The following is a 13,675-nucleotide window of genomic DNA, read 5'->3' as shown; positions in this document are numbered from 1 at the left end:
AAGAGTTATCAGTGTTTCCTGCTTACGGTTGATTTATCGTCTGCCACATACAAAAATAAATCTGCGTTTTTATGAGTTTAAGGACTCCATAAGTTTTCTGGCTTTTTGAGAATCGTACAGCTTTCTGAGGTTATTTTCGGTAGTCGGTATGGAATAAGAGTTATGTATGATCCGGTCCATAATAGAATCGGCCTGGGTTCCGCCGCCTAACCGTTCATGCCAGTCACAGACCTCGTATTGCCCGACAAAGATCGTCGGATTATTTCCACAACGCTGTTCTACCAACTCATATATGAATTTTGACTCTTTCTCATTGATCTTATAGTTCAGCCATTCATCTATGATCAGCACTTTATAGTTTCCCAGTTTCTTCCGGTATCGTACCTGCTCTCTGAGGTTATCTTTGTGGGCCTGAAAATGTCCCAGCATATCCGGCATTCTGATATAACACGTCCGGAGAGTCTGTTTACATGCTTCTACACCCAGGACACATGCAAGATAGGTTTTCCCGGCACCCGTCGGGCCTGTAATGATCAGGTTTGTTGCAGCACCTACGAATCCCATGGTTGCAAGATTTGCGATTTTCTCCCTACTGATCTCTCGTGCATCACAGTCTAAAGTTTCAAGGCTTGCATTGGGATACTTTAAATCTGCATTCTTTGTCAGCCTGGTGATCAGTCTGTTCTGCCGTTCTGTTATTAGAGCTGAGAGCAGATGTTCCAGTCTCTCATTGTAAGTCAGGTCAACAAAAGATACTTCTTTTTCCTGAGCCTCGATCACAGCCACTAAATCACTGAGTTCTAATACTGATAATTGTTTCTTGATCTCTGTATTCATAAATTTTTACCATCCTCTCTATAATAATCCGCACCTCTTACGATTCCCTGCTTATGATCTTTTACGTTCTTTTTTGTAAGATCATTTTTTCTGTTTTTTGCAGCTCTTTTCACATAAGGCATAAGCGTGTTGTAAGTAATCAGATGAAAGTCCTTAAGTGCAAGGCTGCAAGCTGTTTCAAGGATATCTTTACCATATACACCAGCGATATCCAATACGGTTCTTGCATCTACAAGAGCCTGTTCTTTTACTTTTGCATTGTCATACAACCTGCCTATCACGGTTCTTGTACTGTTGCCAATAGCTTCTGCTTTATTCAGCGTTGATTCCATTGTATCCGGAGTGTATATTGGATATGGAAGATGGGACATCTCTGTTCTTTTCGCATTCCGAATGCCTGTGGGAATACGTTTATGCTCAGCTACTAATTGATGTGAGGCGTAGATACAAACAAGAGAACTGTTATACTGCACATCAACGTATTTATTTATGTAACTGCTTGGAACAGAGTATTGTCCCTTGTGAAACCATATATGGGAATTCGGGCCTACTTTGTGATTATATGACCACTCACAGATCTCAAAGGGAAGCATTGGCAGGGTTCTGAGATATGGTTTTTCCTCCAGCTCATAAATTGTTTTTCTACTGCCGTTTCTCTTTTGGAAGGGTTTGTCATTTAGCCTGTCAAGCACTTTTCTGATTGCCGAATTAAGCCCTTCTATAGAATGAAAAGTTTCATTTCTGAGCATGCCGATGATCTTTCTTGCAATTTTTCCCACCGCGCCTTCGACACTTGCTTTCTGTTTGGGTTTCTTTACCTGTGCCGGCATAATTGCAACCTGGTAGTGTTCTGCAAAAGATAAATAGGAATCATTCAGCACGACCTCTCCATGTTTCGGGTGTTTGATCACGCCTGTTTTTAGGTTGTCACAGACAATCCTTACAGGTGTCCCGCCAAAGAATTCCAGCATGTGGACATTGCACGACAGCCAGTCTGATTGGTTCATAGAAGCGGCAGCCTCTACATAGGTATACTGGCTGTACGGAAAAGCCGCAACAAACAGATATGCCGTTTGCTGTTCCTGTTTGTCAGGATCCATGTAGCTCATCGTAGGACCTGACCAGTCAACCTCCAGAGTTACTCCCGGTTTGTGTTCGATATGACTGGTATAATTTTTATCAGCTATAAAGCGTTTATAGCCATTTGCGAATGTAGCATAACAGCAATGGGAAATCCCTTGTGCATTACACTTTTCACAGTATTCCTCCCATAGCAGCATTTCTGTAACCCCGACCTTTTTCAATTCACTGTGGACATACAAATAGTCCACTGGAGCAAATCTGTTTCTTGGCCTGAAGGTATGGGGATAAAAAAGGTGATAGATCTCGTCATCGTTCATCAGACATATTTCATCCCAGTCTTTGTCACATTTGTCATAAGATTCTTTCACAAATGCAACAGAATTACGAGAGACCTTCAAAGTTTTAGAGATCTCTCTGGCACTTAGATCCTTGTGAAGAAGTTCAAGGATCTGTCTTACTTTTGTTTTCTTAAACATAGAAAACCTCCTTTAAAATGTATTTGAAAAGTACGGGTACTTTTCATAAACACATCTTAAAAGAGGGATCTTATCTTAAGCAATATATTTGGATGACCACAATATATAGTGGTGGCTCCCAAGCTTTAAAATACACTGGATCCAGGTGGCTCTCAAGCTTTAAATAGATGGCTCCCAAGCATTAGAATAATCAGTTAGCTTTTGCCGCTTGAAAACCCGCTTGTATCAAGGCTTTCCGGGCGCGGTTCATGGGGGCCCGGTATGTTTCTATGTCCGGCCCCCGTTTCCCGGCCCAAAAGCTAACATCTGAGAGGAGGTAACTTTGGAAAAAGCGCAGGAATACAAGTATTATTCTACCCAGCGGCCCGTTGACATCGGCACGTTCCCCAATGGCAAGGAAAACCCGCCCATCCGGATCGAAAACTACGAGGGCCGGATTTGGGTGGAGCATGATACCCGGCGAAAATGAAATACGATAAGGAGCATAAGGACAGCTTATCGAAGTACCCCGAATTAAAGGAACGTATGCAGAGCCTTTTACAGAACGGCGAGAAGATAACGCCGAAACAGTGGAAAGCCGAGATACAGTCTTTGCAATCCGAATATGACAGTATCAGTAAAGAGCAGACCAAAACAGCCACAGAATTAGCGTATGCGGAAGTTATCAGCTACAACAAAAAGAACCTTGCAAGGGAGCTTCAGAACGAGAACCGACAGCATAACAGGCAACAGAACAAAACGAAACGGAGGGAGGAAGAAATTTAATGAAAATCTAATAGAAATATGAGTGTGATTGTGGTATTCTATTGAAGATACAAATCGGAATTTGGAGGTGGAGATATGACGATAAAAGAGCAAGCAAAGTGTATTTTATATGACCATGGCTTATTAGCGGAATTAGGCAGATATGGAACACCTCATATTGTTGGAAGTTATCGCATGGATATGATGGCATGGAATGATTTGGATATTGACATTGAGAACGAAAATATGTCATTGGATAAACTATATCGCTTATCACAATTTGTTATAGATAAATTTCATCCTATATGGTATGAGGCGAAGGAAGAAATCAATTCCGAACATAAAACAGTTTGGTTTCAAGGATTTGAGGCATTTATAGGAAATGAGCTTTGGAATGTAGATTTGTGGTTTTTTGATAAAGATACAATAAAGTTAGCCGAAGAATATTGCGATAAAATTGTAATGCAAGTAAAAAAGTCGCCTGAATTAAAAGAGCAAATTATTCGTCTGAAAAAAGAACTTATTGCACATAAATTGTATTCCTTTGACCAATATACCAGTATTGATGTATATCATGCAGTTTTAAATCAACATATAACAGATATCAAGAATTTTCTTACAGATTATGTGAGGGCTTAAATTCCAGTTTGTCTAAACAACCATTATTACAATCACAACTGAATAAGTAACACAGCGTCAGAGCGTATAGAACAGTCTATGCGCTCTATTTTATTGTAAAGGAGCAGATTTATGAGCAAAGACAGCAAGGCACAGCATAGAGCCACCCGACAGCACCCACCCACAAAAATTATCGTGGAAAGGCACTATGTAGGCACTGAAAAAATGGAAACGGTATTCAAGCGGATAGCCGAGGAACAGATAACAAAAAGGGTTAAGGAGATAGCGGAAAACAGCGTAAATTAGCACTGGAAACGGAAAAGGGAATATAGTATAATAGGAATTGAGGAAGTCCCTTTTCATTAAGGAGGACGACATGAAAAGGGCAAAACTGAATAACGACAAAATCACTGCTTTATATTGCAGGCTTTCCAAAGATGACGGCACGAACAATGAGAGCATGAGTATCAGCACACAGAAAACCATGCTGAAAGATTATGCAAAGCGCAACGGTTTTCTGAACTGCCAGTTTTACGTTGATGACGGTTACAGCGGTACAAACTACGACCGCCCCGCTTTCCGACAGCTTATCGAGGACATACAGGACGGGGAAGTGTCAACGCTCATCACAAAAGACCTGTCACGTTTGGGGAGGAATTATCTTGAAACGGGTACATATATCGAGGTGTTTTTCCCCAACCACAATGTACGTTACATTGCTATCAATGACGGTGTGGACTCCATAGACAACGCACAAATGGACATTACACCGTTCCGCAACATCATCAAGAACACGAGGTATTTGGGAGGGGTAAACTGCTAATTTCTCTCCAATTCGACAAATCAGTGTGCAACAATCAAATATCGCTGCTGTTACAGAATGTTTCCGTCTGGCTGCTGATGCGGTCAGGCGCTTTTTTGCCCGATCACACCAGACCAACAAAGCGGTAGTAAATTTTAATGTCCTGGTGTCTTTGACCGTCTATGACGGTTCGTTCTCCAACTTCAATGCGGTCAATCAGTTCCTCAATGATTTCCCGGTTCAGTTCCTGCAAGTCCAGATACTGCCGGATGGTTCCGGCCCACTGGTGGATATTGGCGATGTCCTGCTGGGCTTTCCGTTCCCCGGCTAACAGACTGTCCAGGCGTTCCGATTTCTGGATGCGTTCCTGCTCGTTCTTTTGAATCAGAACCGAGAAGGAATCGCCGCTGATTGCCCCGCTTACCTTATCTTCATAAAGTTTTGCAGTGATCTGTTCCAGCTCCTCCAAACGCCGCCGTAAACGGCTGATTTCCTGTCGGCAGTCCTCTTGTTGAGCGGCGCTTGCGGATTGTATGTGCTGTTTCAGCTTATCCAGTACAGCGGCTTCATCGGTTGCCACCGCTTTGCCATGCGCCCGGATTTCACTCAATACCAGGTTTTTCAAGCTGATCTCAAAAATCCGGTGCCAGGAGCAGATGCTGTGTCCGGTAGTGGCAAACCGGGAGCAAAAATAAGAAGTATAGTGCTTGACAGTTCCGTTTTTCCGGTGCTGTGTTTCGCGGGCGGCAACCAGAGGATGCCCACAGTCCGCACAGACCAACTTTCCGGTAAACAGAGATGCTTGGGGCGGCGTATTGTTAGCGGAAATCTGTTTCGCCGCCTGATTGATTTTCTGGACAGCCTCCCACAGCTCCGGCCCGATAATCGCCTCGTGCGCGCCCTCATGGGAAATCCATTCCGATTCCGGTTTCCTTATCATAGTCTTGTCTTTATAGGAACGGGAGCCGGTGCAGTTCTGTGTGAGCGTACCGACATAAATATCATCGTTCAGAAGGCTTCGGACGGTTGCGTAAGCCCACAGCCGCGAATACTTGCAGCTGCCATTTCCGTAATGGACCGCCCAGTACCAGCGGGGAGGGAGAATCCCTTTCTCATTCAGGGCGGCGGCGATTTTCCCATAGGCCATGCCGGACTGACGCATCTGGAATATCTGCCGCACAACAGCGGCGGATTCCCCGTCAATGACCAGCCTGTGTCTGTCCTCCTCGCTCTTGCGGTATCCGTAAGGAGCGTAGGCGGCAAGATACTGACCGCTTTTCTTCTTTGCATGAAGCACCGACTTGACCTTGCTGGACAGGTCCTTGAGATGGTAGTCATTCATCAGACTGCGGAAGTGCAGCATATCGGTGTTGTCCCCCTCGCTGTCCAGGCAGTCCAGAACCGACACGAACCGGCATCCGAGGGAGGGGAAAATGACATCCGTATAACGGCCTACCTCCACAAAATCCCTGCCCAAGCGGGAAAGGTCCTTTACCAGAATCAGGTTAATCAGGCCATGCCTTGCGTCCTCCAGCATTTCCCAAAATCCGGGCCGCTGGAAGTTGCCCCCGCTGTACCCATCGTCCTGATAGGTCTTGACCTCGATCCAGCCGTTGAGCATGACGAATTTGGAGATGATTTCATATTGGTTCTTAATGCTCACCGATTCATCGCTGGGAATATAGCCCTTCGCTTTTGCGGAATTGGAAGCGTCATCCACACTCAGGCGGCAGTAGATACCGACTTTATATTGCTTCGCCATAATCCTGCCCCCTTTCCTGTGCCAGCGCCCCGTCCACATTCCCGACATAGCGGTAGTACACCTTGACCTCACAAATCCGCTGCCCGTTGACCTTCTGGGTATCGCCAACCTCGATCCGGTCTACCAGTTCAAAGAGAATGGTTTCGTCCAGTTCCGAGATTTCAGTATAGCGGCGGATAATTTCCAGCCAGCGGTCGGTATCCACCTGGTTTTCCAGGTGCGCCCGGACTTTCCTTTCCAGTTCCGGGACTGCCTCCGCCTTTTCTGCCCGTTCCGCTTCATATTTCTGCATCAGGGTCTGAAATACCGTTTGCGGGATAGAGCCGGTGCATTTATCCTCGTAGAGATTCTGCATCAGGCGCTCCAAATCTGAAATACGGGCTAAGAAGGATTTTAATTCCTGCTCATAGGAGAAAAGCCGGGTGTGGGATTCGTTCTCCTTCAGCCGGAGAATCTCGCCCATCAGCCGGTCCGGGTCATATTCCGCAAAGCGGGCCTTTTCCCGGATGTCCTCCAATACCAGCTGGGTCAGCACCGTTTCATAGATGGTGTGGATGGTACACGCGCCCCTTCCGCTGCGGGAGTAGTTGCCGCAGATGAAAGAGCTGTACCGTCCCGGCCTGCCATCCTTATAGGTGAATTTTTCGATGTGGTTCCGCATTTTGAAACCGCAGTCGGCACAGTACACAAGTCCGGTGAAGATGCTCTTGCAGCCATCGGACGGAGTGCTTTTCCGCACCTTCTTTTTGCCGATGCTGGCTACGGTATCCCACAATTCCCGCGAGATAATGGCCTCGTGGGTCCCCTCTACCCGAATCCACTCGTCCTCCGATTTATTGACGAGCTTGCGGGATTTATAGGAGAGTGTGCCGCTTTTGCCCTGTACCATATTCCCGATGTAGACCTCGTTGCGGACCATGTTTTTAACCGTCTGGTCGGCCCACTTGTGGTTGACCCTGCGGGGGTCGCTCTGACCCTTGCGCTGGTAGTACAGCACACCGGGCGGCTGAATCCCTTCTTCATTGAGCGCCACCGCGATGGCGTGAAATCCCATGCCTGATGCCCGCATTTCAAAGATACGGCGAACAACCGGCGCGGTTTCCTCGTCAATCACCAGATGATGCTTATCCAGCGGGTCGCGCCGGTAGCCATAGGCGGGGTAGGTTCCCATGAATTTTCCGTTTTCGGCACAGGCTCTCTTGACCGCCTTGACCTTCTTGCTGGTGTCCCGGCTGTAAAATTCATTAAATAAGTTCAAAAAGCACATGACATCGGTGCTTCCGTTGTCGCTCATGGTGTCAATTCCGTTGTTCAGCGCGATGAACCGGCAGCCAAGGGAAGGGAACAGGTAATCCGTATATTGTCCAAATTCGATGTAGTTGCGGCCAAAACGGGAAAGGTCCTTCACCAGAATCACATTGATCCGCTTTGCCTTTGCGTCCTCGATTAACCGCCTGACGCCTGGGCGGTTGAAGTTCGTGCCGGAGTATCCGTCGTCGATATAGACATCGACCTCATTCCAGCCGCGCTGCCTGACATAGTTTTGAAGCAGCAGCTTCTGGTTCTCAATGCTGACCGATTCCCCGTCACGTTCATCGTCGTTGCTTAACCGGCAGTAGATGCCCACGTTGTATGTTGTATCCATCATCTTTCTTTTACCTCCCGACCATCTCAGAATCCATACCTCGTGCGGCAAAATGGCTCCGCAGGTTTTACCCTGCATGAATATCTTACCGGAGAATCCACCGCCGCGCAATGATACGGCAGGCCGCGAGGCTTTCTGTTATTTGGAACCGCTGGCAGCTGGAACGGCTTCTGACATAGCGCGTCTGACTGCCAGCTGTTCCAGCGTCTTTCCCAGGTCCTTTTCTCCCGAAAAAAAGCTGGTGACGCGATAAATTGTTTTCCCGATCCGCACCTCTTTGTAGGAGCTTGTCGGGGTTGTCTGTTTGGTCATAAAGACGCACCTCCGTTCAAAAATTGTTTTTACTCTATGGTTAAAAAGTAGCCGTATCGACAGATAGGGGCGGCGGTTGCCGCTGGATACCGTCCGGTACGGCTGCTGCAATTCTGTTTGGATGGTTCGTCATATTTGCCACGCCCCCTGACGATGGGGACATAACAGGCCGCTCCCGGCAGAGCTGTCATAACTCCGCAGCGCCGTTTTTCTCGTGCGCCGCAGGGTTCCCCCCAAGTCTTTGGCGGGCCGTGAGGAAGTATCTTTAAGCCCCCGCACCATCATCGCGCCCGGAACGCCATCTCCGGGTTTAAGGCTGGACGTAGATCGCTCGGATTGCCTGTCTGTCATCACCTCCTGCAAGCAACCGTCCTGGCGGCGCGCCTTTTCCGCTTCGATACGGGTTATGTACCTGTTATGCCGTATATTCAGTTGTCAAGCTGCAATGAGGGGCAAGAGGACTTGTCCCTTCAATGTGTAGGCATTGGGAAAGGCGATTTGTTAAGCCTTTTTCAAAAAAATCTTGATTTTATTTATTCGCTGTGTGATTGCGCTCCGGGAACAGTTCCACAGCCTTGCGACATCGGCCTGCCGGTATCCGTCCACAATGAGCAGGGTCAGCAGTTCCAGATCGTCCTCCGGCAATTTGCAGAGCCGCCGGTACAGCAGTTCATCCTCCAGGGAGGACAGCCAGCCAAACCGCCGGGAATCCACATCGCCGGTGTCCCAGGTGCAGGACAGGGATTCAAATTTTCGGAACAGGCAGGACTGCTCGCTCTCGTCCTCACACTGTTCGCTGGGAAGGGCCTGTACGCGGTTCTGATAGGTTCGCTGGCTGCAAAACCAGGTCCAGTCATATTCCTTCATCGCCGCGATCTGCCTATCGTTCATACCGGCTGCGCGGTATTCCTGTTCCAGCCGGGTCCATTCTGCATCAAACTTCCTTTTCTCATATCCATAGTGAAAGCTCATAGTTTTCCTCCATTTCGATTCAGGCGTGGTTGACGGGTGAATCGAATGGAGGCGGGGACCGGCAGCGGTACACATCGGGAGGTTTCCCTAAAAATCGACAATAAGAAACGCCAGCTTCTCACAATAAGAAACTGGCGCAACAAAAAAGACTATGATTATGCCGATTTATATGGATTGATAATACTGATAGGTAACTATAATATCCCGGAGGAGGGCCTATGCTTTTTTTAATTGATATATATCATAGCTATTACAAATGAATATTGCAGACATGGCGGTATCCTCCTATACACCGCCCATGCTGATTGCTGAGGGTCATCTGGAGGTCTGCTTTTTAGCAAAAAGAAATGGCGGCCTTGATTACTCAAAACCGCCGAAGAAATCAGCTGTGCAGGAAAGCGCACAAAATCCTCTGCCTGTCAGCGGTTTTTTTCTTTTCCCCGCTGTGGAGGCAGATGTTTGAATATGTAAGCTCACTTCATTCCACAAAGAACAGAACCCGCCGGATCAGCTCCGGGATATTTACCGGGGAGGTGATATAGTCGTTCACGCCCTCATGCCGGTATTCATATTCCGTGGCAAGGTCGCTGTTCTCGGTGAGGATAAAGAACGGCAGAAGCCGGACAGGGGGATTCTTCATTTGGAACATCCCCTCCACCCGCCGCAGCGCATGAAACAACTCCATTGCTGTACCGTCCGGCAGTTCCACATCACACAAAATCAGTTCTATTTCCTTATCCTCAAAAATCCGGCGCTTGCCGTCGTGCGGCAGTCGTTTATTTATTTTGTTTCATTTTTGCAACACTAATCATTTTTACTTTCACCGGAAAAAGTTGAAGTAATCGGTTTTTTAGTCCCGGAATGATAATTTCTTTATTCTTTTGTAGGCCGCGAAAAGCAATTTGAGCAACTTTTTCCGCTGACATAGCAGTGTGCGGAGTAATAGTCCCCTCTCTATTAAAGAAATTCGTTTTGGTAGCTCCGGGGCATAAAGTGGAAATTACAACACCCTTGGATTTTGCTTCATATCGGATAGCCCTTGTATAGTTCAAAACAAATGCTTTGCTTGCAAAGTATGTTGAAGTATATGGGCCGGGCTGAAAGGCACCTGTTGAAGCAACATTAAGGATTTTACCTGTCCTTTGTTTATACATATCCGGTAGAAATAACTTGCACAACAAAACAAGGTTCGTTACATTTACAGTTATCATCTGTTCATCTTGTCGAAGATCAATTTCGTCTGTTGCTCCCACTAAACCAAATCCTGCATTGTTAATCAATACAGCAATAGAAATTTTTTCCTTTCTTATCTGGTGATATAATTGTTCCGCTGCATCGATTTTGGTCAAGTCTTGTTCAAAGATATAAATTGGAATGGAATAGCTGGTTTCTAAAGAATTTTTTACATTATCTAAATGGTTTTGGTTAGAAGATACTAAAACAAGCCCATAACCATTCTGTGCAAACAATTTTGCCAGTTCAAATCCGATACCACTTGTTGCGCCGGTGATTAATGCAAATTTCAAGCTGAACACCTCCTTTTGAGAATGATTATACTTCTCCAAAAAGCGGCTGTAATTCACCTATGTTAATTCATATCTGGTTTTTCAACTTTTTTCTAATTCTGCTCATAGAAGCAGCCTTAATACCAATATAGGACGCTATATATTTTAGCTGTAACCGCCTCTGCAAGTTTGGATATTCCCTGCAAAAAAATATATAGCGCTCTTCGGCAGTAAGCAGTAAAAGTTTTCTTGTTCTATCCTCCAACTTTCCGATTTCGTTTAAGTACATACTATGAATGAGTTGATTTACGCGTTGATCTATTGACATGATTTTCTGTATTAGAAAATAGGGAAGTTTAATACATTTACATTCTTCCAAACAATCCACAAAAAAAGTCGAAGTGTCTTTGGTACGATAACATTCCGAACCAAAAAAACCATTTTCATAAACAAAACATTTTGTAACCTCATTTCCATCATCATCAATATAATAGCCTCTGACAAGTCCGTAGATAATAAAATAGAAACAATTTATCATTTCGCCCATTTCAATCGGCATAGTACCTTTTTCAAATATTATAATTGAGGCACCTGTATCAATAATATTTTCAACGCTGTTATCAAAATCAATTTTTAGGCATTTTTTATTATATTCACTTGGACTAATAACCATTATATACCTCCTAGTTTATGGATACTACTCTCCTACAAGCACGCCCTGTACCGGCCCTAAGAGCAGGCCGGAAAGCAAGCATATCACATTTCCCATATGTAGGCGCATGTTATCTATGACCGTAGGGATTGGTATTTGCAGAAACGCGGAAGCCACATAGACTGCCGCAGCCATAACGCCAACCATAGCAAAAAATTGCGGTAAAGTTCGTCATGGCCTGCCCCAAATTCAGAGCGGGCATTTCCGCAAAGGAATCCACCTTGGAGGCAGCAGCATACGCAGCCATACAGTCGGTTCCAAAACCATTGATTAGAATTTTTATCTGTCATCATGCGGCAGCTATTACACAGAATGATTTATCTTATCTTTCCACTTGCCGGACAATAGCCGACAGGATAGGCTAATGGTACTCACAACAAAGCTCAACGGCCTGCACAGCAGAACACCGACAAAACCAAAGTAATGCGCCAGCACAAAAGCCGAGAACGTGCGGAAACAGAGTTCCAGCAGCGTATTGAACAGTGGATAGGCAATCTCACCGGCTCCACGCAGGAAGTTTGTCAACAGATAGAGGCTTACGCACAGGGGGAACGTCACGGAAATAATACGCAGATATTGAACCCCTATCGGTATGACTGCCATTTCCTTTCCCACCACCAGAACCATGAGCAGCGGCGAAGCAAACCACAGGATTGCCATAGCAAGTGTGGTAAACACCGCCGCGATCTTGAAGCTGTCTTTTAGGCCCTGTCGGGTGCGGTCATATTCCCCGGCCCCTACATTCTGTCCGATATAGACACTTAACGCCACGCCTAAATTGACGGCGGGGATTGTTAAGATACTTTCAATTTTATAGGCCGATGTATAGGCCGATATTTCATTTACACCAAAGGTATTGATAATGCCCTGTATGAAAAACATGCTGATGGCGGAAGCCCCGTTCTGGACAATCCCCGTGATACTAAGCTGCAAGATCGGGACAATCAGCCCGGCACTTGGGGCTGTCCTTATTACCGGGTGTTCCTGCCGGTATAAGTGCAGGCCAACCAATACAGCCGCCAGAGCTTGTGAAAGAACCGTGGCGGACGCAGCCCCGGCAATCCCCCAGCCAAAACAGGCCACAAATAAGTAGTCCAACAGAATATTGAGGACACAGGACAGGCAGATACACCTAATCGGTGTTCGGGAATCCCCTTTTGCCTTAATCAGCGCAGAATAAAAGTTGTAGATTGCCAAAAACGGAATCCCAGCCGCTACAATCCGAAGATAAAGGGCCGCAGGGCTTGTGATTTCCTCCGGTATCTGCATAGCCTTAAAAATCCACCCGGCAAGAGCAAAGAACAGCACAGCCAGCCCGAAGCCCACGGCTACTATCAACGTCTGCACGGAACCATAACATTTACAAATCTGTCCTTTATCCTTGGAGCCGTATAGCTGCGCCACAAGGATAGATATGCCGGAAGCAATCCCTAAAACAATGCTGTTGATGATAAGCGTCGGCACATAGGAGTTACCCACAGCCGCCAGCGCATATTTACCCAGCACATGCCCCACAATGGCCGTGTCGAAGATGTTATAAAGGTTTTGTATCACGCTCCCCGCCAGCAGCGGCAGGGAGAATTTTAACAACGTGTTCAGGGGCTTCCCCGAAGTCATATCCAGTTCCATAGGCTTACTGCAAATATCTTCTTACGGCAGGCCGCAGGGCGATCCCCAGCGGAACAGCCACGATAATAGATACAACGGCGTTGACGCTGGACACAACGGCTTTCTGTGACAGGGTAATCATAACGACCTCCAACGGCAGGCCCAAAACGAAGCGGTGTTCGATGTAGCTCTTTGAAAGATAAAGAAGCACATAGGCAAATGCGCCCAATGCCGAACCGATAATATACCGCTTGTGTGAGCTTATCCCGGAATTTTTGTGAAATGCGAACATGCCGCAAATCCACGCCATAAGAAACTTAAAAACAAAGGTGAACGGCGCGGACGTGATGTAGGCCGGATTCGTCAGGTCAAAGAACATGGAGCCGATCCCCGCCGCAAGCCCACCCTGTACCGGCCCTAAGAGCAGGCCGGAAAGCAGGCACATAACATTTCCCATGTGCAGGCGGGTGTTGTCTATGGCCGTGGGGATTGGTATTTGCAGAAACGCGGAAGCCACATAGACCGCCGCAGCCATAACGCCAACCATAGCAATTTGTTTCAGTGTGATTTTCTTTTCCATCTTGGAACCTCCTTGTGTG

General features: G+C 46.5%; 17 protein-coding genes and 2 pseudogenes. 6 read left to right on the top strand and 13 right to left on the bottom strand.

Going from position 1 to position 13,675, the window contains the following annotated elements; genetic code table 11:
• Positions 1 to 69: 69 nt before the first annotated feature.
• Together VSQ62_RS06590 and istA are read right to left on the bottom strand one after the other, a co-directional pair.
• Positions 70 to 837, bottom strand: coding sequence for an ATP-binding protein (locus VSQ62_RS06590; RefSeq protein WP_125128211.1), 768 nt, complete (start codon positions 835 to 837; stop codon positions 70 to 72).
• Entirely contained in the window at positions 834 to 2,396 is a 1,563-nt protein-coding gene (istA, locus tag VSQ62_RS06585) for an IS21 family transposase (RefSeq protein ID WP_334633859.1), read from the bottom strand. Before istA ends, VSQ62_RS06590 begins: the two co-directional genes overlap by 4 nt.
• 322 nt (positions 2,397 to 2,718) lie before the next feature.
• Between istA and VSQ62_RS06580 the strand changes: the two genes are divergently transcribed.
• The 5 genes and pseudogenes from VSQ62_RS06580 to VSQ62_RS06560 form a co-directional block, all read left to right on the top strand.
• Positions 2,719 to 2,865, top strand: coding sequence for a defense against restriction DarA-related protein (locus VSQ62_RS06580; RefSeq protein WP_334633858.1), 147 nt, complete (start codon positions 2,719 to 2,721; stop codon positions 2,863 to 2,865).
• A complete protein-coding gene (locus VSQ62_RS06575; RefSeq protein ID WP_334633857.1) occupies positions 2,862 to 3,161 on the top strand; it encodes a hypothetical protein in 300 nt (99 codons plus the stop codon). Before VSQ62_RS06580 ends, VSQ62_RS06575 begins: the two co-directional genes overlap by 4 nt.
• A 75-nt stretch (positions 3,162 to 3,236) precedes the next feature.
• On the top strand, positions 3,237 to 3,779 hold the full coding sequence (locus VSQ62_RS06570; protein ID WP_334633856.1) for a hypothetical protein: 543 nt from the start codon (positions 3,237 to 3,239) through the stop codon (positions 3,777 to 3,779).
• Positions 3,780 to 3,890: 111 nt separating this feature from the next.
• Positions 3,891 to 4,064, top strand: a complete 174-nt coding sequence (locus VSQ62_RS06565; RefSeq protein WP_334633855.1) for a hypothetical protein — start codon at positions 3,891 to 3,893, stop codon at positions 4,062 to 4,064.
• Between the two features lie 70 nt (positions 4,065 to 4,134).
• Positions 4,135 to 4,551: pseudogene (locus VSQ62_RS06560) on the top strand (recombinase family protein); the annotation flags it as partial.
• 133 nt (positions 4,552 to 4,684) lie between these two features.
• Here VSQ62_RS06560 and VSQ62_RS06555 read toward each other — a convergent pair.
• The 5 genes from VSQ62_RS06555 to VSQ62_RS06535 all read right to left on the bottom strand — a co-directional run bounded on the left by VSQ62_RS06555 (position 4,685) and on the right by VSQ62_RS06535 (position 9,251).
• Positions 4,685 to 6,322: a recombinase family protein gene (locus VSQ62_RS06555; protein ID WP_334633854.1), complete on the bottom strand. Its 1,638-nt coding sequence runs from the start codon at positions 6,320 to 6,322 to the stop codon at positions 4,685 to 4,687.
• Positions 6,306 to 7,970: a recombinase family protein gene (locus VSQ62_RS06550; RefSeq protein WP_334633853.1), complete on the bottom strand. Its 1,665-nt coding sequence runs from the start codon at positions 7,968 to 7,970 to the stop codon at positions 6,306 to 6,308. Before VSQ62_RS06550 ends, VSQ62_RS06555 begins: the two co-directional genes overlap by 17 nt.
• Before the next feature lie 135 nt (positions 7,971 to 8,105).
• A complete protein-coding gene (locus VSQ62_RS06545; protein WP_334633851.1) occupies positions 8,106 to 8,279 on the bottom strand; it encodes a hypothetical protein in 174 nt (57 codons plus the stop codon).
• A 129-nt stretch (positions 8,280 to 8,408) separates the two neighbouring features.
• A complete protein-coding gene (locus VSQ62_RS06540; RefSeq protein WP_120393679.1) occupies positions 8,409 to 8,630 on the bottom strand; it encodes a hypothetical protein in 222 nt (73 codons plus the stop codon).
• A gap of 150 nt (positions 8,631 to 8,780) precedes the next feature.
• Positions 8,781 to 9,251 (bottom strand): sigma factor-like helix-turn-helix DNA-binding protein, encoded by a 471-nt coding sequence (locus tag VSQ62_RS06535; protein WP_334633849.1) that lies wholly within the window; start codon positions 9,249 to 9,251, stop codon positions 8,781 to 8,783.
• 256 nt (positions 9,252 to 9,507) lie between these two features.
• On the opposite strand from VSQ62_RS06535, the gene VSQ62_RS06530 reads away from it, so the two are divergent.
• Positions 9,508 to 9,714 carry a hypothetical protein gene (locus VSQ62_RS06530; RefSeq protein ID WP_334633848.1) on the top strand — a complete coding sequence of 69 codons (207 nt, stop codon included), beginning with the start codon at positions 9,508 to 9,510 and terminating at the stop codon, positions 9,712 to 9,714.
• 15 nt (positions 9,715 to 9,729) lie between these two features.
• On the opposite strand, the pseudogene VSQ62_RS06525 reads toward VSQ62_RS06530, so the two are convergent.
• From VSQ62_RS06525 to VSQ62_RS06500, 6 genes and pseudogenes are all read right to left on the bottom strand, one after another.
• Positions 9,730 to 10,014, bottom strand: a pseudogene (locus VSQ62_RS06525) (response regulator); the annotation flags it as partial.
• A 13-nt stretch (positions 10,015 to 10,027) separates the two neighbouring features.
• The gene (locus VSQ62_RS06520; RefSeq protein WP_160259171.1) at positions 10,028 to 10,777 is read right to left on the bottom strand and encodes an SDR family NAD(P)-dependent oxidoreductase; all 750 of its coding nucleotides are present in this window, start codon (positions 10,775 to 10,777) and stop codon (positions 10,028 to 10,030) included.
• Positions 10,778 to 10,844: 67 nt separating this feature from the next.
• On the bottom strand, positions 10,845 to 11,429 hold the full coding sequence (locus tag VSQ62_RS06515; protein WP_334633847.1) for a Crp/Fnr family transcriptional regulator: 585 nt from the start codon (positions 11,427 to 11,429) through the stop codon (positions 10,845 to 10,847).
• Between the two features lie 24 nt (positions 11,430 to 11,453).
• On the bottom strand, positions 11,454 to 11,615 hold the full coding sequence (locus VSQ62_RS06510; RefSeq protein ID WP_300714858.1) for an ECF transporter S component: 162 nt from the start codon (positions 11,613 to 11,615) through the stop codon (positions 11,454 to 11,456).
• Between the two features lie 156 nt (positions 11,616 to 11,771).
• Positions 11,772 to 13,097, bottom strand: a complete 1,326-nt coding sequence (locus VSQ62_RS06505) for an MATE family efflux transporter (protein WP_288151191.1) — start codon at positions 13,095 to 13,097, stop codon at positions 11,772 to 11,774.
• 4 nt (positions 13,098 to 13,101) lie between these two features.
• Positions 13,102 to 13,656, bottom strand: a complete 555-nt coding sequence (locus VSQ62_RS06500; RefSeq protein ID WP_016289540.1) for an ECF transporter S component — start codon at positions 13,654 to 13,656, stop codon at positions 13,102 to 13,104.
• Between the last annotated feature and the right edge of the window lie 19 nt (positions 13,657 to 13,675).

It is taken from the genome of Sporofaciens sp. JLR.KK001, assembly GCF_036941055.1.
GTDB lineage: Bacteria > Bacillota > Clostridia > Lachnospirales > Lachnospiraceae > Sporofaciens.
This window is presented reverse-complemented; position numbering and strand designations above follow the sequence as displayed.

What these genes read in the sequence shown, in the direction of transcription:
- VSQ62_RS06590 (WP_125128211.1), bottom strand. Translation starts at nt 837, where the DNA reads ATGAATACAGAGATCAAGAAACAATTATCAGTATTAGAACTCAGTGAT.
- istA (WP_334633859.1), bottom strand. Translation starts at nt 2,396, where the DNA reads ATGTTTAAGAAAACAAAAGTAAGACAGATCCTTGAACTTCTTCACAAG.
- VSQ62_RS06575 (WP_334633857.1), top strand. Translation starts at nt 2,862, where the DNA reads ATGAAATACGATAAGGAGCATAAGGACAGCTTATCGAAGTACCCCGAA.
- VSQ62_RS06570 (WP_334633856.1), top strand. Translation starts at nt 3,237, where the DNA reads ATGACGATAAAAGAGCAAGCAAAGTGTATTTTATATGACCATGGCTTA.
- VSQ62_RS06565 (WP_334633855.1), top strand. Translation starts at nt 3,891, where the DNA reads ATGAGCAAAGACAGCAAGGCACAGCATAGAGCCACCCGACAGCACCCA.
- VSQ62_RS06555 (WP_334633854.1), bottom strand. Translation starts at nt 6,322, where the DNA reads ATGGCGAAGCAATATAAAGTCGGTATCTACTGCCGCCTGAGTGTGGAT.
- VSQ62_RS06550 (WP_334633853.1), bottom strand. Translation starts at nt 7,970, where the DNA reads ATGATGGATACAACATACAACGTGGGCATCTACTGCCGGTTAAGCAAC.
- VSQ62_RS06545 (WP_334633851.1), bottom strand. Translation starts at nt 8,279, where the DNA reads ATGACCAAACAGACAACCCCGACAAGCTCCTACAAAGAGGTGCGGATC.
- VSQ62_RS06540 (WP_120393679.1), bottom strand. Translation starts at nt 8,630, where the DNA reads ATGACAGACAGGCAATCCGAGCGATCTACGTCCAGCCTTAAACCCGGA.
- VSQ62_RS06535 (WP_334633849.1), bottom strand. Translation starts at nt 9,251, where the DNA reads ATGAGCTTTCACTATGGATATGAGAAAAGGAAGTTTGATGCAGAATGG.
- VSQ62_RS06530 (WP_334633848.1), top strand. Translation starts at nt 9,508, where the DNA reads ATGAATATTGCAGACATGGCGGTATCCTCCTATACACCGCCCATGCTG.
- VSQ62_RS06515 (WP_334633847.1), bottom strand. Translation starts at nt 11,429, where the DNA reads ATGGTTATTAGTCCAAGTGAATATAATAAAAAATGCCTAAAAATTGAT.
- VSQ62_RS06510 (WP_300714858.1), bottom strand. Translation starts at nt 11,615, where the DNA reads ATGGTTGGCGTTATGGCTGCGGCAGTCTATGTGGCTTCCGCGTTTCTG.
- VSQ62_RS06505 (WP_288151191.1), bottom strand. Translation starts at nt 13,097, where the DNA reads ATGGAACTGGATATGACTTCGGGGAAGCCCCTGAACACGTTGTTAAAA.
- VSQ62_RS06500 (WP_016289540.1), bottom strand. Translation starts at nt 13,656, where the DNA reads ATGGAAAAGAAAATCACACTGAAACAAATTGCTATGGTTGGCGTTATG.